The organism is Sphingobacterium sp. UBA3519, from assembly GCF_002377215.1.
GTDB classification, from domain to species: domain Bacteria; phylum Bacteroidota; class Bacteroidia; order Sphingobacteriales; family Sphingobacteriaceae; genus Sphingobacterium; species Sphingobacterium multivorum.
In genome coordinates this window covers 350868-374169 of sequence record NZ_DFPI01000025.1, presented here as the reverse complement: position 1 = coordinate 374169, position 23302 = coordinate 350868, and the positions used below count along the sequence as shown (strand labels likewise).

At 39.1% G+C, this 23302-nt stretch carries 19 protein-coding genes and 1 pseudogene; 6 read left to right on the top strand and 14 right to left on the bottom strand.

Annotation, left to right across the window (positions count from 1 at the left end; all coding sequences use genetic code 11):
* Positions 1-4: 4 nt before the first annotated feature.
* Entirely contained in the window at positions 5-595 is a 591-nt protein-coding gene (locus B3297_RS16795) for a TIGR00730 family Rossman fold protein (protein WP_070570493.1), read from the top strand.
* 513 nt (positions 596-1108) lie between these two features.
* Here the strand turns inward: B3297_RS16795 and B3297_RS16790 are convergent.
* A pseudogene (locus tag B3297_RS16790) lies at positions 1109-1474 on the bottom strand ((Fe-S)-binding protein); the annotation flags it as partial.
* Here B3297_RS16790 and B3297_RS16785 point away from each other — a divergent pair.
* The gene (locus B3297_RS16785) at positions 1448-1786 is read left to right on the top strand and encodes an ABC transporter substrate-binding protein (protein ID WP_115047833.1); all 339 of its coding nucleotides are present in this window, start codon (positions 1448-1450) and stop codon (positions 1784-1786) included. The pseudogene B3297_RS16790 and the gene B3297_RS16785 sit on opposite strands and share 27 nt — an antisense overlap.
* A gap of 490 nt (positions 1787-2276) precedes the next feature.
* Here B3297_RS16785 and B3297_RS16780 read toward each other — a convergent pair whose 3' ends face one another.
* From B3297_RS16780 to B3297_RS16740, 9 genes are all read right to left on the bottom strand, one after another.
* On the bottom strand, positions 2277-3071 hold the full coding sequence (locus tag B3297_RS16780) for a (Fe-S)-binding protein (RefSeq protein ID WP_115049484.1): 795 nt from the start codon (positions 3069-3071) through the stop codon (positions 2277-2279).
* A gap of 7 nt (positions 3072-3078) precedes the next feature.
* A complete protein-coding gene (locus B3297_RS16775; RefSeq protein ID WP_070569191.1) occupies positions 3079-4377 on the bottom strand; it encodes a 4Fe-4S dicluster domain-containing protein in 1299 nt (432 codons plus the stop codon).
* A 192-nt stretch (positions 4378-4569) separates the two neighbouring features.
* The gene (locus B3297_RS16770; protein WP_286779167.1) at positions 4570-5244 is read right to left on the bottom strand and encodes a TetR/AcrR family transcriptional regulator; all 675 of its coding nucleotides are present in this window, start codon (positions 5242-5244) and stop codon (positions 4570-4572) included.
* Between the two features lie 361 nt (positions 5245-5605).
* A complete protein-coding gene (locus B3297_RS16765) occupies positions 5606-6175 on the bottom strand; it encodes an OmpH family outer membrane protein (protein ID WP_070569926.1) in 570 nt (189 codons plus the stop codon).
* 103 nt (positions 6176-6278) lie between these two features.
* Positions 6279-6812 (bottom strand): OmpH family outer membrane protein, encoded by a 534-nt coding sequence (locus B3297_RS16760; RefSeq protein WP_046671928.1) that lies wholly within the window; start codon positions 6810-6812, stop codon positions 6279-6281.
* Between the two features lie 423 nt (positions 6813-7235).
* Positions 7236-9800, bottom strand: coding sequence for an outer membrane protein assembly factor BamA (gene bamA, locus B3297_RS16755; RefSeq protein WP_115047835.1), 2565 nt, complete (start codon positions 9798-9800; stop codon positions 7236-7238).
* A 113-nt stretch (positions 9801-9913) separates the two neighbouring features.
* The gene (locus tag B3297_RS16750; RefSeq protein WP_201639469.1) at positions 9914-10651 is read right to left on the bottom strand and encodes an isoprenyl transferase; all 738 of its coding nucleotides are present in this window, start codon (positions 10649-10651) and stop codon (positions 9914-9916) included.
* A 289-nt stretch (positions 10652-10940) separates the two neighbouring features.
* Positions 10941-11825: an NAD kinase gene (locus tag B3297_RS16745; RefSeq protein WP_112374400.1), complete on the bottom strand. Its 885-nt coding sequence runs from the start codon at positions 11823-11825 to the stop codon at positions 10941-10943.
* Positions 11826-11871: 46 nt separating this feature from the next.
* A complete protein-coding gene (locus B3297_RS16740; RefSeq protein WP_115047839.1) occupies positions 11872-12534 on the bottom strand; it encodes a CBS domain-containing protein in 663 nt (220 codons plus the stop codon).
* Positions 12535-12788: 254 nt separating this feature from the next.
* On the opposite strand from B3297_RS16740, the gene B3297_RS16735 reads away from it, so the two are divergent.
* Together B3297_RS16735 and B3297_RS16730 are read left to right on the top strand one after the other, a co-directional pair.
* Complete coding sequence (locus tag B3297_RS16735; RefSeq protein ID WP_286727724.1) at positions 12789-13622, top strand: 1-acyl-sn-glycerol-3-phosphate acyltransferase; 834 nt, start codon at positions 12789-12791, stop codon at positions 13620-13622.
* Positions 13623-13627: 5 nt separating this feature from the next.
* Positions 13628-14587 (top strand): GNAT family N-acetyltransferase, encoded by a 960-nt coding sequence (locus B3297_RS16730; protein WP_046671934.1) that lies wholly within the window; start codon positions 13628-13630, stop codon positions 14585-14587.
* Positions 14588-14648: 61 nt separating this feature from the next.
* On the opposite strand, the gene B3297_RS16725 is transcribed toward B3297_RS16730, so the two are convergent.
* From B3297_RS16725 to B3297_RS16715, 3 genes are read right to left on the bottom strand one after another with little or no spacing between them, the layout of a single operon-like run.
* Positions 14649-15389 carry an MIP/aquaporin family protein gene (locus tag B3297_RS16725; protein WP_286727723.1) on the bottom strand — a complete coding sequence of 247 codons (741 nt, stop codon included), beginning with the start codon at positions 15387-15389 and terminating at the stop codon, positions 14649-14651.
* A gap of 9 nt (positions 15390-15398) precedes the next feature.
* Entirely contained in the window at positions 15399-16898 is a 1500-nt protein-coding gene (gene glpK / locus B3297_RS16720; RefSeq protein ID WP_286727722.1) for a glycerol kinase GlpK, read from the bottom strand.
* A gap of 34 nt (positions 16899-16932) precedes the next feature.
* Positions 16933-18510, bottom strand: coding sequence for a glycerol-3-phosphate dehydrogenase/oxidase (locus B3297_RS16715; RefSeq protein ID WP_115047844.1), 1578 nt, complete (start codon positions 18508-18510; stop codon positions 16933-16935).
* 451 nt (positions 18511-18961) lie between these two features.
* On the opposite strand from B3297_RS16715, the gene B3297_RS16710 reads away from it, so the two are divergent.
* Positions 18962-19468: a thioredoxin family protein gene (locus tag B3297_RS16710; protein WP_286727721.1), complete on the top strand. Its 507-nt coding sequence runs from the start codon at positions 18962-18964 to the stop codon at positions 19466-19468.
* 549 nt (positions 19469-20017) lie between these two features.
* On the opposite strand, the gene B3297_RS16705 is transcribed toward B3297_RS16710, so the two are convergent.
* Positions 20018-21409, bottom strand: coding sequence for an arginine decarboxylase (locus B3297_RS16705; protein ID WP_046675638.1), 1392 nt, complete (start codon positions 21407-21409; stop codon positions 20018-20020).
* Between the two features lie 108 nt (positions 21410-21517).
* Between B3297_RS16705 and argS the strand changes: the two genes are divergently transcribed.
* Positions 21518-23302 (top strand): arginine--tRNA ligase, encoded by a 1785-nt coding sequence (argS, locus tag B3297_RS16700; protein WP_070569227.1) that lies wholly within the window; start codon positions 21518-21520, stop codon positions 23300-23302.

Below are 23302 nucleotides of genomic sequence, written 5' to 3'. Positions count from 1 at the left end.
GTATATGAAGAAAGTTAATAGTATTGTTATTTTTTGTGCTTCCAGTTTAGGGAATTCGGCCGTGTATGAAGAGCAAGCCTCCTATGTGGGAAAGGTTTTGGCTGAATACGGTATTCGTTTGGTTTATGGTGGTGGAAGGGTTGGCCTAATGGGAGCTGTTGCGAATGGAGCTCTTGCACAGGGAGGTGAGGTAATAGGTGTCATTCCTGATTTTTTAAATTCGAAAGAAAGAGAGCATAGGGGGGTAACAAAACTGATTACTGTAGATACCATGCACGATCGTAAACGGATTATGAGTGATTATGCCGAAGGAGTTATTGCGCTGCCGGGTGGTTTTGGTACCTTGGAAGAACTTTTTGAAATGATTACATGGGCTCAATTGGGTTTACATAAAAAGCCAGTTGGTTTGTTAAACATCAATGGATTTTACAATCATCTCATTCAATTTATTGATCACATGGTCGAAGAGGGCCTTCTTAAGCAGGAAAATCGAGCGATGTTATTGGTGGCTGATACGATTGAGGAGCTGATCGAGAAGATGCAACAGTATGAAGCGCCACTGGTTCCCAAATGGATTGAGAAGGATGAGATTTAGCGATATAATAAAATCGTTCAGAATTGACTAAGTCGAAATTAGTTCGAAGGATTATACCTCATATAATCCGAAACAGCTGTCGGAAGCATTCCGACTAGAAGCTTCATTGTTAAATATACCACATCGTATTCAAGTGGTGAACAGTAAGAATTTTAGTGATCAAGTTGTACTCAACCTCACCGAAAGTGCTATCTCTGCGGATAGCTATTTCGGTGGCGGCTATATCATCGCGTAGTGTTCTCTCATTTTTTTTTATTATTTAAGAAATGAACAACATTTTTAAAGAAATGAACAACAATGAATTGAACTAGAGGCGATACCTTTGTTATGGCTAGATGTTAGAGTCGGTTGATCAGCATAAAAACAGCGCTGATCTTCGATTCGGGGGAATCCCTTATATTTTAACCGGCTTTGGGATTCCCCTAATTTATGCGTGGACAGGAGATATTCTTCTCCCTACACAAAAGGCCCGATCGTATGATCGGGCCTCTTTTATTTCGTGATTAATATAATTTACAATTGATTTGCTCGGGCAGTGATTTCGGCAATATCCAGCACTTCTATCTCTGATTCTTTTTCTTTTATCTTTACGCCATCTTTTAGCATGGTCATACAGAAAGGACATGCTGCTGCTACAACTTGAGGCTGTGCATCGATGACTTCTTCGATACGTTCGATGTTAATGTCTTTTACTCCAGGCTCTGGTTCTTTGAACATTTGTCCGCCCCCTGCACCGCAGCAAAGTCCATTGCTCTTACAACGTTTCAGTTCGATCAACTGGGCATCCAAGCTTTCCAATACTTTTCTCGGCGCCTCATACACCTCATTGGCACGACCAAGATAACAGGGATCATGATAGGTTATCTTCTTTTCTTTAAATACGTTGCTGAAATTGGTCGCCTTAAGGAGAATGCTACAGCTGTTAAGGAAAAGCGCCGGGTCTATTTTACTTGGGCCTATGGTCGTATTTTTTCAACAACAGGAACCCATAGCATGATGCATACATGTTTGGAAATGGCGGGTGTACAGAATGTTTGTCCATTTGAACTGGATCAACCCAATATTAATGCCGAAACTTTGATTGGATGGAATCCCGATATGATTGTGATGTGGAATGATAGCACTGATCTGTTCTATCAGCGCAATGAATTTAAAAACGATCCGTGCCGTGAAGGAAAAGCAGATTTTTAATCTTCTGCCTATGTTTATCTATAATCCACATACGTTGAAGGCTTTGTGTACTGCAACAGCAATTCATCATTGGGCATATTCAAGTACTGCGTTTAATCATAAACAACGTGTTATAGAAGTGATTTCTCGACTTTATGGCAAGGAAAAAGCTGATAAAATTATAACGCTATTGTAGTGATCGATCGAATTACTTCTATTGGGATAAAGAAAGTATGGTCTATCATTTTTTTTATTATTTAAGAAATGAACAACATTTTTAAAGAAATGAACAACAATGAATTGAACTAGAGGCGATACCTTTGTTATGGCTAGATGTTAGAGTCGGTTGATCAGCATAAAAACAGCGCTGATCTTCGATTCGGGGGAATCCCTTATATTTTAACCGGCTTTGGGATTCCCCTAATTTAAGCGTGGACAGGAGATATTCTTCTCCCTACACAAAAGGCCCGATCGTATGATCGGGCCTCTTTTATTTCGTAATTAATGTAATTTACAATTGATTTGCTCGGGCAGTTATTTCCGCAATGTCCAACACCTCAATCTCTGATTCTTTTTCTTTTATTTTTACGCCATCTTTTAACATCGTCATACAGAAAGGACATGCTGCAGCGACAACTTGAGGCTGTGCATCGATGACTTCTTCGATACGTTCGATGTTAATGTCTTTTGCTCCGGGCTCTGGTTCTTTAAACATTTGTCCGCCCCCAGCACCGCAGCAAAGTCCATTGCTCTTACAACGTTTCAGTTCGATCAACTGGGCATCCAAGCTTTCCAATACTTTTCTCGGTGCCTCATAGACCTCATTCGCACGACCAAGATAACAGGGATCATGATAGGTTATCTTCTTTCCTTTGAATACGTTGTTATCTGCTGGTTTTAATTTTCCTTCATTGATCAGGTTTTGGATCAATTGTGTATGATGAATGACCTCATAGTTACCACCTAGGGATGGATACTCATTTTTCAAGGTATTGAAACAGTGTGGGCAAGCCGTTACTATTTTTTTGATTTCATAGCCATTGAGTACTTCGATGTTCATCATGGCCTGCATTTGAAATAGAAATTCGTTTCCACTTCTTTTGGCAGGATCGCCCGTACAACTTTCTTCTGTACCTAAGATGGCATATTTTAAACCGACATGTTGTAATATTCTGCAGATATCACGCGTAATTTTCTGTGCACGTTCGTCAAAACTCCCTGCACAACCTACCCAAAATAGTATATCAGGAGTTTCTCCTTTGGCCAACAGTTCTGCAACTGTGGGAACTTTTAATTCATTTTCCATCATAAAACTATTGTTGTTGAGTCCAATTGGCGCGGTCCAATTGCGCATATTTCCAAGGGGCACCATTATTCTCAATATTTCCAAACATATTGTTAATACTCGCAGGAGCTTGTGATTCTTCCATAACAGCAAAGCGGCGTAGCTCAATAATAATATCCAAAGGATTAATATTGACCGGGCATTGTTCTACACATGCATTACAGCTTGTACAGGCCCATAACTCTTCTCGACTGATGTAAGTGTCAATGAGAGATTTTCCGTCATCCTGAAAGCTTCCATTTGTTTTGATATTCGTACCGACTTCAGTGAGTCGATCCCTTGTATCCATCATGATTTTTCGTGGGGACAGCAGCTTTCCCGTTATATTTGCGGGGCAGGAAGATGTACAACGTCCACATTCAGTACAGGTATATGCATCCAATAAGCTCTTCCAGGTTAAATCCTGGACATCTTTGGCTCCAAAGCGTGCATTTGCATCTGCTGGAGGCGGGGTGAAACTCGGATCAAGCATTGCCTTAACCTCATTGGTCACAGCTGGCATATTGGATAGTTTGCCTTTTGCGTTCAGATTAGAAAAATAGGTGTTCGGAAAAGCCAAAATAATATGAAGGTGCTTGGAATAGGGGAGGTAGTTTAAGAAGGCAAGTACACCTAGGATATGAAACCACCAACAAGACCGCTCTATTAAAAATAAGGCCTCCGTCGAAGTAGGAAGGTATGGAAGAAGATAATGGCTTACTGGAAAGGAACCTGCCGATTTAAAATGTGCAAAGCCATAGAGTTGCAATTTAAGATCAGAAGCGTTCATCAGTAGGAAAGCCGACATTAAAAGAATCTCTGTGATTAAAATAATATTTGCATCCGTCTTGGGCCAATGTTTCAATTCCGCGCTATTTAAGCGAGCTACTTTAGCAATATTTCTCCGAAATAAAAAGATGAGACAGGATACCAGTACACCCAGCGCGAGCCATTCAAATGCCCCAATCAGGAAATTATAAAGACCCCCTAGAAATGAAAAGATACGATGTGTACCAAAAAGCCCGTCTATGACAATCTCCAACATCTCAATATTGATGATGACAAATCCAAGGTATACAAATAAATGTAGGACTGCGGGGAAAATACGCTTAAACATTTTCTTTTGACCAAAGGCGACGAGGAACATCATTTTCCAACGCTCCGCGGATCTGTCCGAACGATCTGCCGGTCTGCCTAGCTTGATATTACGATAAATCTGTTGTGCATTTTTGCTAAAAAGAAACAATGCTACAGCGAAACAAACCGCAAATATTAGTTGACCTATCATATGCTTGTATCTTGGTTATAAACAAATATACTATATTATTTTGTTATGCTAACATAGTAAAAATAAATCAAAAATGAGGACCTAACACGATAAATTATTGGAATTTTTTAATGGTGAATTTAGGCTGTAATGAAAAACGTCCAGAAGGAATTATTTCTTCTTGGACGTTTTCTCTAGTTGTATCTGAGTAGACTACAGCTCAACATCAGAAAATGTCTGTTCTAATATTTTACGCATCGTTTTCTGAATTCGTTCTTTTCCTGCTTCGTTATTTACATCAATACCGCAAAATGTACTACCTGTAGATTTTGCCTGAAGGCTCAAATAATAAATTGAACTGACTAAAATCGCTAATGTCGCTCTAAGGTCGTTTTCGGAGTTTTCGAATTTTGAATCGACATGTTTAAATAGTTCTTCGCCGAGCAATTCTCTTCTGTCGGCTATATTTTTAAGGGCTTTTGTTTTTTCGCCCAGTCCCCAATGAATAACTTTTTGCTTCGTCTTATCCTTCAAAAAGGTGTTAAATTGAGATTTAAGCAATTCTTCTATCAAGGAGATACTGATGGAGCCCGGGTTTGTGATCATTTGTTCCAATACGCCCTTGTCTCCGATTTGCCAAAAATCTTTTTGTGTTAGGTAAGCTTCCACCAGTTGATCGAGACCGCCAAAATAATTCCATATTAATGCTTTGTTCAGTCCACATTCCAAAGCAATATTAGGCCCATTCAATGCATGGTATCCTTTTTTCTGAATTACCTTTCCGACAGCAGCGATCATTCGCGCCTTGGTGCGTTCTTTGTCGCGAATAGGACCGGAAGTTACCTTTCTTTCTTTTTTAGGATTATCCTCAATTACTTTCTTTTTCATGCGAATAAAATCATTTTAACGACGAAGCTTTCCTGGGTACCTCATATTCGTCAGTTAATGAACAAATTTGGGACCATGAAGTTTTCATTAGGGTAGATATGTTTGTTTTCCGAACCAATATCTACAATTTAGCTGGTAAATGCAAGAAAATCAAGCAGCAGATTTTTATTTACACTATAATTTGACTGATTCGATAAGCTTTTGAGTTTACCTTATTCTTTTCGCTGTAGAACTGGAGCGTATTTGGTGCTGTCGGCGTTTTACGCTGATTGAAATTCACTTGCCATTGGGAAAATAGATAGGCAATAAAAAAGGGATTATCGATATCGATAATCCCTTTTTTATTGCCTTGTATACTAGCTTATTTTCTTGCTGGAGCAGCAGTAGGAGCAGCTGTAGCTGAAATACCTAATTTTGTTTTTACAGCAGCAGTTAAATCCTCTCCGCCTTGGAAATAAGGAATATTTGTGCTTGAAATATCAAATACATAAGCCATACCTTTTTCTTTAGAAACAGCATTTACAGCTTCACCAACTTTTCTGTGTATAGGTGCAATTAATTCTTCTTCTTTTTTGTTCAAGTCTTCTTGAGCAGCTTGTTGTGCTGTTTGAATACGCGCTTGGATATCTTGTAATTCTTGACCTATTTTGTTGATTTCTGGATCAACCGTATCTTTATTTGCTTCACTTCTGTTACGCAATTTATCGTTTGCATCTTTTTGTTTTGTTTGATAGATGGTAACCATATCTTGAATTTCTTTGGTTTTACCATCACTCAATGTCTTCAACTGCCCTTCAGCTGTTTTAAATTCAGATGTTGACTGAATAATTTCAGCAAAATTGATATGACCAATCTTTTGTTGCGCATTTGCGAATTGAGTTGAGAAAAATACTGCCACTAAAGCAACCGCACCCTTTAATAAATTTTTCATGCTTTTCATTTTAATCTAATGAGCCATCTTTATGGCAATCTTTTAGTTTTCTAATTAATTACTACTATTATTATTTGTGTTCACAATGATAATAAACTCCCGCTTAGTTTGCAAGACTCGGATTGGGTTTATATCCTAATTTTGTAATGACATCATTACTTTTATTCAATTTTGGATTGGCATAGAGAAAAGTAGACTCATTGCCCTTGTCCATAATAAAATCAATTCCCTGGGCCGAAGCAACATCTTGGATAGCTTTTGCTACACGGTCTTGAATAGGCTTCATCAATTGAGTACGTCTTTTAAAGAGGTCGCCTTCAAATCCAAACTTTTGTTTTTGATAGTCTTTTACTTCTTTTTCTCTTGTCACGATTTCATCCTCTCGGCGGCGACGCATATCTTCATTTAATAAAACCTGGTCCTTTTGATAAGCCTGATATAGTTTTTCAATCTCAGCATATTTCTGATCCACTTCTTCCTGCCATTGCTTAGATAGGTCATCTAACTGTTTCTGTGCAGTCGTATATTCAGGAATATGTTTTAGGATATATTCTGAATCAGCATATGCAAGTTGTTGGGCAAATGTCGCTGTAGCACTCACGACTACAAAAGCTATAACTAACAATATTTTTTTCATATTTCCTGTAAGTTTTTATAGACTATACTTTTTATTATTTAACACTAATTTACCTTATGACTTCGGATAATCCCAAAAGTTTAATTCGAGAAAACCGCTCTACGTAAATTTACGGCTCAAAAATAAGAAAAAAGAAGCAATCTAACAGATATTTCTCGGGTTTAACACTATTTAACTTGTTGAAGAATGCTCCAATGCTAGTTGCCTGAGTGCTGTTTATAGCTTCTTTTTTCGGTGATCATAACCGCACTCAATATAAGAAAATTTATAAGATATATAGGGTGATTTCGCATTTAATCCGATCGGGTGGAAATGAAAGAAAAATGCATGATTTATTGGAAAATAATCTTAAAACAAAAAAGCTATCTACAATTTCTTGCGATAGCTTTTTATTTTATTTCGACAGGATTGGATCAACAAAGATTAGAATCCACCCATATTTTGCATGATACTAAATGTAAAGTTTTGTTTCCATGTACTGCTTGGTAAACCCGGGATAGGGTCGAATGCATGGCCGTAATCTATTCCTAGCATACCGAAGATAGGTAAGAAGATACGGGCACCAACACCTGCAGAACGACGTACTTTAAATGGGTTGTATTCGGTGAACTTGTTCCAGGTATTTGCCGCTTCAGCGAAAGCCAATACGTAAACTGTTGCCTGATCATTTAACATCACCGGGTGACGTAATTCCATTTGATATTTCGTATAGATTGGACTACCTGAATTTCGTGCCACATTCACATTTTGTGTTCCTTCAGGAATGATTACACCATTTGCATAACCACGTAACGCAACAATTTCAGATCCTTGTAGGTAATCAAACCCTTGCATACCATCCCCACCGACTTTGAAACGCTCGAAAGTTGATATCTCAGTTTTGCTGGAGTATTTACCCAAGAAACCAAATTGAGCTTGTGCTTTGAAAACAAGTTTTCCCGCAATTTTTGCATACCATTGCGAGTCAAATTTCCATTTGTGGTACTCTGTCCAACGGTAGCGTTCCTGAGCCGAACCATTTTTATAATCAATGTTGTTGAACAATGAATATGGAGGCGTCAATTGCACCGAGAATTTGATGTTTGAACCCGAAGTAGGATAGATAGGAGCATCGATCGAATTACGGCTAAACTCTTGCGTCAAGTTGATGTTATAGGCTGTACCATTATCAAATAGGAAGTAATTTCCATAATTCTGAAGCTTATAACGTTGGAATGACAAGGAAGTATTTGCCTGGAACCAGTTGTCTGGCCATTGCAAGCGTTTACCTAATGTTGCGGTAATACCAGTCATCCAAATACGATTCAACTCGGAATCCTTAACAATTTGCTCGCCAGTATAGTAGTTAAACCCACCATATGATGAACTCGAAGTATAGGCGCTCAAACCAAAATAAATTGGTTTTTTACCACCCAACCAAGGCTCGGAGAAAGAGAAACTATACGATTGATAACGTTTACCCGAAGTTTGACCACGGACACTCAACTTCTGTCCATCTCCACGTGGTAGCGGTTTCCAGGAACTTTTATCAAAGAAATTACTGGTAGAGAAGTTGTTAAATGTTAAACCTAACGTACCGATGATCTGACCGGCACCATAACCACCCGAAAGCTCGACCTGATCCGAAGGTTTTTCAGTCACATTGTAAACAATGTCCACTGTACCATCCGCATAATTTAGATTTGTCGGTACTGGGTTTGTCTTTTGCTCATCAAAATTTCCCAACTGCGCAATCTCACGCACACTGCGCATAATTTGTTCTTTTGAGAATTTTTGACCAGGTTTTGTATAAATAGAACGTAATACAACACGGTCGTTGGTTACATCATTACCTTTAACAATAACGTTATTGATGGTATATTGAGCACCTTCATAAACACGTAAATTTAAATCGATGGTATCGTTATAAATACGCGTTTGTTCGGGGTCTACTGAGAACGTAAGATAACCATCGTTCATATAGATTGAAGAGATGTCATCACTATTTTTTGTAGGACCCATCAATTTTGCTGTTAATTTTTCTTCCGAAAAAACATCACCACGTTTGACACCTAAAATTTTATTAAGCAAAGTGTCAGAATACTTAGCATTACCTGTCCAAACAATATTACCTACATAATATTTAGGACCTTCATAGATGTCAAAGTTAACCAACACATTTTTTTCACCATCGCGAATAACCGTATCTTTCAAGATTGTCGCATCACGATAGCCTTTGGCTGCCATTTTCTTGATTAGGTTTTCTTTACCTTCTTTGTATTTTTCTTCCTTGAATTTTCCAGGACCGAAAATACGGTACCACATTTTTTGCTTAATTGGCTTGGCCATTTTTCTCAACTCTTGCTGAGAAAAATGTTCATTCCCTGTAAAAGTCATTTTTTTGACTCTTACCTTATGTTTTTTATCCACATCGGCAATAAGTATTTCATTATTAGCCTGTGCCGAGTCTTTCACTGTTTTTAGGGTGATCTCCGGATATAAAAAAGCTTTTTCTTTTAAGAACCGTTGGATCGTACCACGTGTGGTGTTCATCAAGTTTTCGTTGACAATCTTACCAGTGTTACTATTTAAACGTTTGCGAACTTCTTCGGTCTGGCTTTTACTTAGACCGTTGATATCAATACGCGTTAAACGAGGACGTTCTACTACACGGATGGTCAAAAATATATTTTCACCTTCAATTTTATCTGCCCATAATTCGACATCATCAAAGAGGCCTTGAGCCATCATATCCTTCACTACTTTTGCAGTCGCCTCACTTGGAACTTCCAAATATTGACCTACTGACAATTTAGAGATCGTAATTAATACATTTTTATCTAAAAATTGTGTTCCAGTTATATCAATAGCACTAATTACATAGTTTTTAGGATTGAGATAGCTGATTTTTTCTGGGTCATTTAAATTGAACGCACCTTTGTCTTGTCCGTAGACAAGCTGCATTGATGAGAGACCAAAAAATAGTATTACGGGTAGTATACGCTTCATTTATCTATAATTATTGGCGCTAAAGTACACCAATCGTTTGTTAATTTTTGTTAATTAAGAAAATTTAACCAGCTTGCTTTTTTTCAAATCAGTGGTCAAATTTAATAAAATCTTTATAACTGTTCACTTGTTTTTCCAAACCTTCTTTCGCGTTGCTGATAATCGACGATGGATTTAAATAAATCTTCTTTCGTAAACTCGGGCCACATCTTATCTAGGAAGCATAATTCTGAATAGGCAATTTGCCAAAGTAGGAAATTGCTTATTCTCAATTCTCCGCTGGTACGTATCAGAAGGTCAGGATCGGGTAGGTTTTGTGTATAGAGGTTTGCAGCGAATAATTCATCGTTAATTTCGTCTGCATTGAGTTTTCCGTCTTTTACTTTTTGGGCTAGATTTCGAGCGGCGTCCACAATTTCTTGTCGAGAACTGTAGCTCAAAGCTAATGTCAATGTACAGTGTGTATTTTCTTTCGTTGCTTCAATGGTCTCCTGCAGCTTTCTTTGTGCATTTGAGGGTAATTTGGTGATATCACCAATAACATTCAAACGGACGCCATTCTCCTGAAAAGTTTTGATTTCTTTTTTAAGGGAAGTAACCAATAGCTCCATGAGTGCCATTACCTCGAGCTTAGGCCTATTCCAGTTTTCTGCAGAAAATGCATAAAGTGTCAGAAATTTAATATTTGCTTTTACACATCCTTCTAATGCTTCTCGTACTGCTTTTACACCATTTTGATGCCCAAATACGCGAAGTTTCCCTTTCTGTTTTGCCCAACGGCCGTTGCCATCCATGATGATGGCTATATGCTGTGGCAATTTAATACTATCTATCTGATCTAAAAAACTCATTTTTGCTGTTTTCAATAAAATGAACACCTTAGGCATCAATGCTATTTTGGCGTTTTAAAACCTACTTTTGGTTTCCTGTATTGCTACCAATGATTATTGTTTGTTTAACGTACTTTTCATTGATTAATTATCGCACTTGGATTTCTATTCCGGATGTTCTTATTCCGTCTTTCTTTATTTCTTCCAAATATCGATTTTTAATTGGAAATTTAGAAGGACAATATGTAGAAAGATTGTTTTGTGTGTTTCTCTTCATACAAAGCGAGCTTGTGCGAAGTGAATTGATAGCCTAATAATTTCTGACATCGATGCCCCAAAGTAATTTTTCCCGCAGCGTACTGAAAAAGCTTTCATGGGGGAGTCTAATCAGATTAATAGTAAATGGAGCCTGTTTAATGGTTAATTTTACAGATGTATCAATAGACTCGTTTTTGGAATCACAGCTTAAGATGTATTGATTGCTTCGACTCTCTATTTCCAATTCAAGGGTAAACTGATTCGAGATGACAATGGGTCTCACATTGAGGTTGTGCGGAGAGATGGGGGTAATGACAAAATTGCCACTTTCCGGCATAATAATAGGTCCGCCGCAACTCAATGAATAGGCTGTGGATCCGGTAGGTGTAGCGATAATTAGTCCATCTGCCCAGTATGAATTCAGTAGTTCGCCATTGATGCGTGCATTGACCGTAATCATGGCCGAGCTGTCGTAACGAAATACGGTAATGTCATTGAGCGCATAATGATTGCCTTCAAACAAGTTAAGCTGTTCAGATTCTACAGAGAGCAGCACGCGCTTCTGTATGGTAAAACGCTGGTTCAGTATATCCTCGATGGCATCCTCAAAATCATTTTTATTGATGGACGCTAAAAAGCCGAGGCGTCCAAAGTTTATTCCTGCAATTGGAATTCCGGAATCTTTAATCAGGGAAACAGCAGATAACATGGTTCCATCTCCGCCTAGACTCAACATGATGTCAATATGATCTTTTATTTCTTGATAGGTATTGTATGTTGAGAAGTTAAAGGCGCATTCAAATTGTGATTGCAGAAATTCATGAAATGGATTATATACCCAGATCTCAATATTTTTATCGACAAGATATTCAAATAAGTGTTTCACATGTGGTATAACAGAGGGTTGAAACTCTCTTCCATATATTGCGATTCTCATATTGTTTTCAATTTATGGGGCAAAGATGAGAAAAAACTAATCTTAATCAAATGTTAATATAATTCATAAGCTGCTGATAACGGTCGGCAGTGTCGTCAAATGCAGCTATGGTATTATGGGTTTCAAGAATTAAATAGTTGTGTCTTAGGAATGAATTCAGTAAGGCATTGATGTTTGACTTGTCGACTTTAAGGGTAACTTCAATGTTGTCACTTTCCAAATTTATTTTAGTTGCGCAATTGAGGATTCTGCAATTGTCACTTTCAACAAGGTGCGCAATCTGTGAAAGTGAAAAATCGTGTAGGCCAGTCGCCAACACAATAATAGCACCAGATTCATTTTGTGATTGAATTGAACTTATTGCCTTTAATATATCCAATTGTGTTGACACACCAATATATTTGTTGTCTTGATCTAAAATAGGAATGATTGTGCTATTATATACCGTTATCATCACCAGGGCATCATAGGGGTGTTGATTGAACTTCAGCTGTATGGGGGCCGTATTTATTTTTATGGAAGAAAGGGGAGCTTCTTCATCTTCCGCATCCAATAAGATGGTTTCATTAACCAGGCCAATATAGTCGTCACCATTTAAAACGACTAATTCTTTACAAAGCATATCTTGCAGCTTCTCTAGCGCTTGTTGTATTGAATCAGCATTTTGAATACTGAAATCAGCATTTGAAAGAAATTGACTTATTAGCATACTCAAACTTAATAAAAAAACTAGGTGAAAAGAAATTTTACAGGATCAGATTTATACTTAATTCGTTGATTGCTTGTAATACCTAAAACAGGAAGCACAGAGAACGAATACATTATTGCAAATAAGTACAATTTTAAAGTTTAAAATTGTACTTTTATTACCATTCTGTTATTATTTTTGTCAACGAATTGGGATACGCCTAAAAACTGGGCTTAAATGGAGGTGAAGTATTTTTAATTGGAACAGTAAGATTGATGATCACAAGCGAGAGTAAAAAGTTTATTGATATACGTGAAGTTATTCACAAAAAAAATGCGGGCCTTGCTAAATGGATTCCGTCTTTTTTACTTAATTATTTAAAAAGGACAATTCATGAAGACGAGATAAATGATATTATGACGCGCTTTGCGGATCTTCAGGGCCTGGACTTTGTTGATGCATTGATCAACGATCTGGATGTCAAGGTCAATTTGTATGGGGCAGAAAATATTCCAGTATCGGTTCCGGTTATTTTTGCGTCCAATCACCCTTTGGGCGGATTGGATGGAATTGCATTTATGCACGCTATAGGTAAATATAGACGCGATGTGAAATTTTTGGTTAATGATATTCTTTTAAATATAGGTAATTTGAGGCCTTTGTTTGTCGGTGTCAATAAGTTGGGGGGGCAGGGGAAACAGGCTATTTCTGCGATCGAGGAGGCTTACGGAGCGGATGATGCGCTATTGGTATTCCCTGCTGGTTTGGTTTCTAGAAAACAAAACGATGGCCGTATAGAAGACCTAGAATGGAAGAAAAGTTTTATTAGCAAAGCAAAAAAATATAAAAAAGATATCATTCCGGTCCTGATTGACGGTAAAAACTCTAAGTTTTTTTATAATTTTGCAAGGCTTAGACAGAAATTGGGTCTCAAGGTAAACATTGAAATGTTATATTTACCTGATGAAATGTTTGCTCAACGCGGACATACCGTCAATATTATAGTAGGAGAAAGAATCCCTTATACAGCGTTTGATCAATCAAAAAACGAAAAAACTTGGGCTGAGGAAGTGAAAAGAAGGGTTTATGGATTGGCTCAAGAAAAATAGAATTTATGCAAGAAATTATACCTCCAGTTGATAGAGAATTATTGAAGACCGAATTGAATAAAGAAGTCTTCTTACGATATACCAACAATGGAAATAACGAGATATACCTAATCAACTATCATAATTCGCCAAATGTCATGCGTGAAATTGGGCGTTTGCGGGAGTTGACTTTTCGTGGCGCAGGGGGAGGTACAGGACTTTCAATTGATATCGATGAAAATGATACATGCGAAGATTGTTACGATCAGTTGATCGCATGGAATCCCGAAGATGAAGAGGTGGTTGCCGGTTATAGGGTAATCAAATGTGCCGAGGCTGGTGAAGTAAACGGCATACCCAATTTATCAACAGCACATTATTTTCAGTTTTCCGAATTATTTACGAATGAATATCTACCTTACACCATAGAGTTGGGACGGTCGTTTGTACAGCCTAAGTACCAACCAGCCATCGACAATAGAAAAGGAATTTTTTCATTGGACAATCTTTGGGACGGTTTAGGGGCTTTGGTGATGCTTAACCCTGAAATTAAATACCTCTTTGGTAAAGTGACCATGTATCCACATTATAATAAAGATGCACGGGATATGTTGCTTTATTTTATGGACTATTATTTTCCTGACCATGATAAATTGGTTCTTCCTCTTCCGGAATTGGAAATCAAAAATGATTACGATCGCTTTGTCGGCGTATTTGATGGGCTGGATTATAAAGAAGGATATAAGGTATTAAATAGCCATGTGAGAGCATTGGGAGAGAATATTCCACCGTTGATCAATACCTATATGAACCTATCGCCTACGATGAAATCATTTGGCACTGCACGTAATGATGAGTTTGGTACGGTAGAAGAAAAAGGTATTTTGATTGTAATTGATGATGTGTATCCCGTGAAGAAGGAACGCCATATGAATACGTTTGATCGGGATCGTGAATACGGTCATAGAAAACCCAAGCGTGGATAATAAAATAAAAGGGATTCAATTTTTGAATCCCTTTTATTTTGTTCGTGCAGCTCGACCTTGATTAGGCCGGTTTTATACAGGTATACAGTGCAAAGGATAAAATGGCGCCCAAGATCGGTCCTAGGATTGGAATCCAGGCATAAGACCAGTCGGAGCTACCTTTTCCTTTGATTGGCCAAAGCGCATGAAATAAGCGCGGGCCAAAATCCCGGGCAGGATTGATGGCATATCCCGTAGTTCCTCCTAGGGAGAGACCGATGGCCCACACGAGGAATGCAACGGGTATCGCACCAAGGGAGCCCATGCCAATGGGAGCTGTTTTTCCGTCAATGGTGACATCTTGACCTGTTATGAAGAAAATTACAAAAATCAACACAAAGGTTCCGATAATTTCACTTGCTAGATTTGTTGATGTATTTCGGATGTTGGGTATAGTAGCGAAAACACCAAGTTTGGTCGTTGGGTCTGCTGTTGCATCGAAATGGTCTTTGTGCATGATGTAGGTCAACATCGCGCCACAGAAACCACCGGCAATTTGTGCGAGAATATAGCCAGGTACTTCCATCCAAGGGAGGCCATGATTAAGGGCTACGGCAATGGTTACCGCAGGATTGAGATGGGCTCCGGTATATGGGCCGGCAAAAACAACACCTACATAGACTGCAAGTGCCCATGCGGTCGTGATTACAATCCACCCTCCATTTTCTCCTTTTGTGCCTTTTAAGATAACGTTGGCCACAACCCCATTGCCTAAAAGAAGGAGAAGGGTGGTGCCGATAAATTCTGCTAAATAATGGTTCATGCTTGTTGGTTAGTTTTCGGTCCAGTATTGTAATGCTTTGACTCCCTTGGTCCAGAGCTTAATAATCTTTTTTGTTTGCTCTTCTTGCTCTGCTTCAGGTTCAAATATACGATCCTGTGCCCAAAACTTAGAAATCTCATCCTCATTTTTCCAGAATCCCACGGCCAGTCCGGCGAGGTATGCTGCCCCCAAAGCTGTAGTTTCTGTAATTTTGGGGCGTACAACTTTGCTGTTTAGTACATTGGCCTGAATCTGCATAAGTAGATTATTCGCTGTTGCGCCGCCGTCTACACGCAATTCTTTGATCGGTATGCCGCTATCAGCTTCCATGGCTTGCAGCACATCACGAGTCTGCAGGGAAATTGCCTCTAGCGAGGCGCGTGCAATATGACCATTGGTTGTTGCACGCGTAAGGCCAAATAGTGTACCTTGTGCACGAGCGTTCCAGTATGGAGCCCCCAGTCCGGCGAATGTAGGGATAAATGTGACACCGCCATTATCTTTTTCTGTCAGCGCTAATTGCTCTATGTCTGCCGATTTGTAGATGATGTTGAGATTGTCGCGTAGCCATTGGACCAGTGCACCGCCGATAAATATGCTCCCCTCTAAGGCATATTCTGTTTTTCCGTTGATTTTCCAGGCGACAGTCGTTAAAAGGTTGTTCTTTGAACGGATTGGTTTATCCCCGATGTTCATTAACATAAAACATCCAGTGCCGTACGTGTTTTTGACCATTCCCTTTTCAATACATTGCTGTCCGAACAGTGCCGCCTGCTGGTCGCCAGCAATTCCAGCTATCTTGACTTTGTGTGCAAAAATGGTTGTCCGTGATTCCCCATATATTTCACTGCTTTCTTTTACTTCGGGCAGCATGGCGGCTGGGATGTCAAATAATTCGAGTAGCTCCTTATCCCATTCCATGCTATGAATATTAAAGAGTAAGGTGCGGGAAGCGTTTGTTACATCCGTAATGTGAGCATCGCCCCGGGTGAGGTTCCAGACGAGCCAAGTGTCAATAGTTCCACCGATTAATTCCCCGTTTTGTGCTTTTTCCCGGGCACCTTCCACGTTATCCAGAATCCATTTTATTTTGGTTGCAGAAAAGTAAGGATCTAATATTAGGCCTGTTTTTTCCTGGATCATCTCATGTTTTCCAGAGCTACGCAACTCGTCGCAATAATCTGCTGTGCGTTTATCTTGCCATACAATGGCATTGTAGATGGGTTTTCCTGTTTCTTTTTCCCAAACGACCACAGTTTCCCGTTGATTGGTAATGCCAATGGCGGCAATATTTTTGCCGTTTAACCCTGCTTTTGTGGTTGCTTCTGCAGTGACACCTGCCTGTGTTGACCAGATTTCATGTGGATCGTGTTCAACCCATCCTGGTTGTGGGAATATTTGCGTAAATTCCTTCTGGGCAATGGAGACTATATTTCTGTCTTTATCAAAAATGATAGCTCTGGAGCTGGTGGTACCTTGATCCATTGCCAAGATGTATTGTTGTTCCATAATTGAGTAATTGAGTATTGCTGGTTATTTTGTATTACTTTAAGATATAATTTTTTGCAACATTTTGAAAATGCGTTATTTGATCATTTTGCCAATCTTCATCTTTTTCCAGTTCCTGGGCGAGTATTTTTGCGACATCAGGTGCAGCTTCAATTGCAGCTTTCGCATCAAGAAATAGCATCCGTACCCGACGGGATAGCACATCTTCCACAGTCCTGGCAAGTTCATTGCGTGCTGCCCAAACAACTTCGGCCTTTTTGAACTCAAGATGTGGGATTAACTTTTCGTTCCATTCGGGATTTTCCTGAGCCAATGCATTGATCATTTCTTGGTCGGCACCGTAAATATACATATGATTGCTTCTGTCGGACGTTGGAATGGCGCTATAGATCTTTTGTGTGGCAGACCGGCTTTCTTTTTGAGGTAAACAACCAATTTTTATCGCTTTGTCTAGGGTATCTTGGCCCATTCGACGGAATGTTGTCCACTTTCCGCCAGTTAAAGTCAGTAATTTGGAGTCGCTAACAATAACCTTGTGGCTTCGTGAGATCTCTTTGGTTTTGTTTGAGTTACCTGTAGGGGCTGCCAGTGGACGGAGGCCGGCGAATACGGCCAATGCATCCGCTCTTGTTGGTTGTTTTGTCAAGTAACGTCCCGCCGTTTTCAGAATAAAATCGATCTCCTGCTCCAAAGCTACCGGTTCAAGGCTATGCTCGTCTATCGGTGTATCCGTTGTTCCCACAATGACTCGATTATGCCAAGGTACTAGAAAAAGGACCCGTCCATCATCCGTTTTTGGAATCATAATGGCATCGTCGCCCGGGAGAAACGACTTGTCAAATACAAGGTGAACACCCTGGCTGGGGCGTACCATTTGTTTCGCTTCAGGTCTATCCATTTTTAAGATATCATCGACAAATATTCCTGTAGCATTGATAACAGCTTTGCCTTGTATGGTGAAAACTTCACCAGTTTCGGTATCATTGGCGATGACACCGTTTATTCGTCCATCGCTGTCTTTGGTGAGGTTATTGACCCTTACATAATTTAGGGCGACTCCGCCCATTTGTATACAGGTCTGCGCAACGTTGAGCGCAAGCCTGGAGTCGTCAAATTGTCCGTCTTGATATACCACGCCACCATATAGCCCTTTAGGTCGTACAGTGCTTATGCGATTGAGCGTTTCTTCTTTATTGATATGAATGGATTTTCCCAAGCTTAATTTACCTGCCAGAAGGTCATATATTTTCATTCCAATGGTGTAAAATGGGCCATCGAACCAGCTGTAGTTTGGAATGATAAACGATTGGTTTTTAACAAGGTGTGGAGCATTTTTTTGGAGTAAACCTCTTTCATGAAGCGCTTCTTTAACCAATGAGATGTCGCCTTGAGCCAAGTAGCGTACACCACCGTGAACAAGCTTTGTTGCTTTGCTTGAAGTGCCTTTTGCAAAATCAACCTGCTCCAATAAAATTGTTTTGAACCCTCGGCTTAAGGCATCTAATGCAACACCTAATCCGCTGGCACCGCCGCCTATGACGATAACATCCCACGCGCTCGTATCCCTTATTTTTTCTATCAGTTTTGACCTGTTGAATTCTTGGTGTTTCATTTTGTTTCGTTTTGGATTTTTGTAGTGAATCTTCTGTGCTTCTTTTACTACTTCCTTTACACTAAGTTATGCTATATTTGTTAAATTTTAAAGGAAATTAAATAATATTTATGTTAAGGTCAGGTGTTTGTTTTTGTTTTGTTTTGTTTTTATTTTAGCAAAAGGAAGTCTTTTTGGTTTTTACGGGTGATAGGGTATAGCATATCAACAGGTTGCCTTTTTTACTTCTCCCCAATGGCGGTATTTTGAATGACACCCCTATTATGATCACCTAAGGTCATGTATATAGGGCTTAATCGCGTTTTTATGAATCCGCTGAAATACGGTCCGTTGTAGTCCTGGGTGTTTTTTTTCATGGTCAATAGCTATATCATGTTTAACGATTATGTGCTGCTTATGTTTTGGTTTGGGGAAATGATTTTGTAATTTTAGATTCGTATTTAATTTATTTATGATTAGAAATATAAGATTATTACTGTGTGGAGCTATTGTGTTTTTGGGGACGGTACTCGTACAGTCCAAAGCGTTCTCACAGCAGCTTGCTACAGCTCAGGATCTTTCGAAGCCTTACAATCCAGATGCCAATGCACAGAATGATATTGATCAGCTATTGGTTCAAGCAAAGAAAGAAAAGAAAAACATCGTCATTCAAGCCGGTGGGAATTGGTGTGTCTGGTGTTTAAGATTTAATGAATATATCCATAAAACGGCAAGTGTCGACAAGTTATTAAAGAGTCATTTCCTCTATTATCACCTCAATTATTCAAAGGAAAATAAAAATGAAGCTGTGTTTCAAAAGTATGCCCCTGAAGGCAATAAACTAGGTTATCCATTTTTTATTATTTTGGATAGAAATGGAAAAACGTTGCATGTACAGGAGAGTGGTAGTCTGGAAAAAGGAAAGGGCTATGATGAAGAAAAAGTGCTTAATTTCTTTAAAACTTGGGTTGCAAAATAGCAATTATCGACTTTGGGATTTCTAGTCGCGCTAAAGGAAAATACCCAGCAATCCTTTCCTAAACGACGATACATTCTGAAAGATCAGTAGCTTTCCTTCGTACCTGCTTCGTATCTGCTTCGGATCATCAATAGATCTTGTACAGATGCTGTACAGATATTGTCCAGTCTCCAAACAGGAAAGGTCTGTACACTACTAGGTCAACAGTCGTAACGGAATTGGGCAGCTCCGAACGTGGTCCGAAGCAGGTACGAACACAATATGAATAAAAGCCAGCTGTCTTATACTGAAATAGGTTTACATCTACCGAACAGCTTACTATATAGATTTTACAATCTATTTTTTTCTACTGGATATGGTTGTCATTGTCTGTGATTTTGCCTTTAATTTACGCCCGATTGTAAATAATGGCGGATAGGCTGAAAATAAAAAGGTCTCGTTCCTAGAAACGAGACCTTTTTATTTTGGCTTAAAATAGCTCTTTTTTACGAGGATATTGTTTTGATCCCCCAATGACGAGCGTGCTTACTCTTGGTAGAATATAATATCTTATTGGTAGCCTAACAATTTCATTACTTGTTTGGAGTTTTGCTCCTCACCGAACACCTCGTAGTTGAATGTTTCATCTCTATTGCGGCGTACAAGCACATGTTTGGGTGAAGGAAGTAAGCAGTGGTGGATGCCTCCATATCCGCTTAAAACATCTTGATAGGCGCCTGTATGAAAGAAGCCCAGGTATTGAACCTTACGGGTCTTCGGCATAAATACCGAGTTCATATGCGCCTCCTGATTGTAATAATCCTGTCCATCGCATGTGATGCCACCCAAATTGACGCGTTCATATTCTGAATCCCAGTTATTGATCGGCAATAGAATGTATTTTTGATTCAATGCCCATACATCCGGCAAATTTGTAATGAATGAACCATCAATCATAAACCAACGTTCGCGGTCGTTTTGTTGCTTGCGCCCTAAAACTTTATAGAGGATACCTGATGCTTCAGCAACAGTGTATTTGCCAAATTCAGTAATAATGTCTGGTTCCATCACTTCATGGTGAGCACAGATTTGTTTGATACGGTTGACGATCTCATTGACCATATATTCGTAATCAAAGTCGTGTACCAATGAATCCTTAAATGGCATGCCACCACCGATATCTAGGGTATCTAAATCCGGGTTTACTTTCTTGAATTTACAATATAAAGTAACGTATTTCTCTAATTCGTTCCAGTAATACGGGGTGTCCGAGATACCTGAATTAATGAAAAAATGGAGCAACTTTACTTTAAAGTTTGGATTGTCGGCGATCTTGTTGTTATAGAATTCAACGACGTCTTCCTGGCGAATCCCTAGGCGAGATGTATAGAATTGAGAATCTGGTTGCTCTTCGGAAGCAACGCGGATACCTAAAGCACAAGGCTCATCCAATTCGATTTCATCATCATAAAGGTTAAACTCCTCTTTGTTATCCAGCACCGGTATAATGTTTTTATATCCATCGTGGATCATATCAACAATATATTGTTTGTACTGGTAGGTTTTGAACCCATTACAGATCACTGTAATGTCTTTTGTTACTGTGCCCTGTCTTTCCAATGAATCGATCATCGGCATATCAAATGCAGATGAAGTTTCCAGGTGGATATCATTTTTCAAAGCTTCCTCTACGATGTGCTTGAAATGGGATGACTTGGTACAATAACAATATTTGTAAGATCCGCGATAGTTGTGTTTCAGAATTGCGGTCTGAAAGAGGATTTTCGCTTGCTGAATTTTTTTGCTGACGATAGGCAAATAGGTAAAACGTAACGGCGTACCGTACGTTTCTATCATTTCCATTAAATTCAAATCGTGGAAATACAATTCGTCGTCGATGATTTCGAATCCGTCTTGCGGAAAACCAACACTTAAGTCAAGAAATTCCTGATAGCTCTGCATTTTTTATTATTTTTGCAAAGATATACTTTAATGGTGAATACCTAAATAAGGAATGTTATTTATTTCCAATTCACTATCAGGAAGTTGTAAAAATTACAAAATCATTAAATGGCAAATTCTATTCAAAAGCGACTTGTTGAAGTCACTGTACAGGCAGTAAAAGAGCTTTACAATGCAGATATTTTAGAAACTCAAATTGCTTTACAAGCTACCCGAAAGGAGTTTGAGGGACAAATTACAATCGTAACTTTTCCCGTAACGCGCTTTTCGAAATCTTCTCCGGAACAAACCGGAAAGGAAATTGGTGCTTATTTGCAACAGCATATCGCTGAAATATCAGATTTCAATGTGATAAAAGGCTTTTTGAATATTGTTCTTTCCGATGCTTACTGGATCACGTTGTTGAATCAGACCATAACGGCGAAGGACTTTGCTGTATTTCCTGCGAACGGGAAAAAATTGATGGTGGAATACTCTTCTCCAAATACCAATAAACCACTGCACTTGGGACATATCCGTAATAACTTATTAGGATATGCTGTTGCGGAAATCCTAAAAGCGTATGGTTATGATGTGATCAAAGCAAATTTGGTGAACGATCGTGGTATCCATATCTGTAAGTCCATGTTGGCCTGGCAGAAATTTGGTAACGGTGAAACACCCGAGTCTACTGGACTTAAAGGCGACCACCTTGTTGGAAAATATTACGTTGTCTTTGACAAAGAATATAAAAAGGAAATCGAGGCATTGAAAGCTGAGGGGCAAACCGAAGAGGAAGCAAAGAAAAATGCACCTTTGATGAAGGAGGCACAAGCGATGTTGCAACAATGGGAAGCCGGTAATGAAGAGGTGATCTCCCTTTGGAAAACCATGAACAGTTGGGTGTACGCGGGGTTTGAAAAGACCTACAAACAATTAGGCGTCGATTTTGATAAATACTATTATGAATCCAATACATACTTGTTGGGTAAAGATATTATCCAGGAAGGTTTAGATAAAGGGGTTTTCTTTAAAAAAGAGGATAACTCCGTATGGATTGATCTAACAGACGAAGGATTGGATCAGAAGCTTGTGCTTCGTGGCGACGGTACTTCGGTCTATATTACACAAGATTTGGGGACAGCACAATTGAAATATGATGAATTCAAAATGAATGATTCTATTTATGTTGTCGGTAACGAACAGGATTACCATTTCAAGGTATTGTTTTTAATCTTAAAAAAACTAGGTAAAGCCTGGGCTGACGGATTGTTCCATTTATCGTATGGGATGGTCGACCTTCCTTCAGGTAAAATGAAATCGCGGGAGGGAACAGTTGTTGATGCGGATGATTTAATGGCTGAAATGCTTAAAACTGCACAGGTACGTACTGAGGAGCTTGGCAAGACTGGCGGATTGGACGAGGAATCAAAAGCTGCTCTTTACGATACGATCGGAATGGGAGCATTGAAATATTTTCTATTGAAAGTGGATCCTAAAAAACGTCTTTTGTTTGATCCAAATGAGTCTGTCGATTTTCAAGGTCATACAGGGCCGTTTATTCAATACACGCATGCGCGTATCAAATCTGTTTTAAGTAAAGCTGAATTCGATTTTGACAGTGCTGTGTCTGTACCGGCGACGATTTCCTCTTACGAGCGAGATCTAATTCAGCAATTAGGTGCGTTTCCGGAGGCTATTGAGGCTTCTGCGCAAGAGTTCAGCCCGGCGCAATTGGCAAACTATATCTATGAAGTAGCCAAGTTCTACAATAAATTCTATCATGAAGAAACGATATTGAAAGCGGAAGATCCTGATGTAAAGAACTTTAGATTGCATCTTTCGGCTTCTGCGGCAAAGGTTATCGCCAAAGGGATGAACTTATTGGGTATTCATGTACCTGAAAGAATGTAA

What these genes read in the sequence shown, in the direction of transcription:
- B3297_RS16795 (WP_070570493.1), top strand. Translation starts at nt 5, where the DNA reads ATGAAGAAAGTTAATAGTATTGTTATTTTTTGTGCTTCCAGTTTAGGG.
- B3297_RS16785 (WP_115047833.1), top strand. Translation starts at nt 1,448, where the DNA reads ATGATAGGTTATCTTCTTTTCTTTAAATACGTTGCTGAAATTGGTCGC.
- B3297_RS16780 (WP_115049484.1), bottom strand. Translation starts at nt 3,071, where the DNA reads ATGGAAAATGAATTAAAAGTTCCCACAGTTGCAGAACTGTTGGCCAAA.
- B3297_RS16775 (WP_070569191.1), bottom strand. Translation starts at nt 4,377, where the DNA reads ATGATAGGTCAACTAATATTTGCGGTTTGTTTCGCTGTAGCATTGTTT.
- B3297_RS16770 (WP_286779167.1), bottom strand. Translation starts at nt 5,244, where the DNA reads ATGAAAAAGAAAGTAATTGAGGATAATCCTAAAAAAGAAAGAAAGGTA.
- B3297_RS16765 (WP_070569926.1), bottom strand. Translation starts at nt 6,175, where the DNA reads ATGAAAAATTTATTAAAGGGTGCGGTTGCTTTAGTGGCAGTATTTTTC.
- B3297_RS16760 (WP_046671928.1), bottom strand. Translation starts at nt 6,812, where the DNA reads ATGAAAAAAATATTGTTAGTTATAGCTTTTGTAGTCGTGAGTGCTACA.
- bamA (WP_115047835.1), bottom strand. Translation starts at nt 9,800, where the DNA reads ATGAAGCGTATACTACCCGTAATACTATTTTTTGGTCTCTCATCAATG.
- B3297_RS16750 (WP_201639469.1), bottom strand. Translation starts at nt 10,651, where the DNA reads ATGAGTTTTTTAGATCAGATAGATAGTATTAAATTGCCACAGCATATA.
- B3297_RS16745 (WP_112374400.1), bottom strand. Translation starts at nt 11,825, where the DNA reads ATGAGAATCGCAATATATGGAAGAGAGTTTCAACCCTCTGTTATACCA.
- B3297_RS16740 (WP_115047839.1), bottom strand. Translation starts at nt 12,534, where the DNA reads ATGCTAATAAGTCAATTTCTTTCAAATGCTGATTTCAGTATTCAAAAT.
- B3297_RS16735 (WP_286727724.1), top strand. Translation starts at nt 12,789, where the DNA reads ATGATCACAAGCGAGAGTAAAAAGTTTATTGATATACGTGAAGTTATT.
- B3297_RS16730 (WP_046671934.1), top strand. Translation starts at nt 13,628, where the DNA reads ATGCAAGAAATTATACCTCCAGTTGATAGAGAATTATTGAAGACCGAA.
- B3297_RS16725 (WP_286727723.1), bottom strand. Translation starts at nt 15,389, where the DNA reads ATGAACCATTATTTAGCAGAATTTATCGGCACCACCCTTCTCCTTCTT.
- glpK (WP_286727722.1), bottom strand. Translation starts at nt 16,898, where the DNA reads ATGGAACAACAATACATCTTGGCAATGGATCAAGGTACCACCAGCTCC.
- B3297_RS16715 (WP_115047844.1), bottom strand. Translation starts at nt 18,510, where the DNA reads ATGAAACACCAAGAATTCAACAGGTCAAAACTGATAGAAAAAATAAGG.
- B3297_RS16710 (WP_286727721.1), top strand. Translation starts at nt 18,962, where the DNA reads ATGATTAGAAATATAAGATTATTACTGTGTGGAGCTATTGTGTTTTTG.
- B3297_RS16705 (WP_046675638.1), bottom strand. Translation starts at nt 21,409, where the DNA reads ATGCAGAGCTATCAGGAATTTCTTGACTTAAGTGTTGGTTTTCCGCAA.
- argS (WP_070569227.1), top strand. Translation starts at nt 21,518, where the DNA reads ATGGCAAATTCTATTCAAAAGCGACTTGTTGAAGTCACTGTACAGGCA.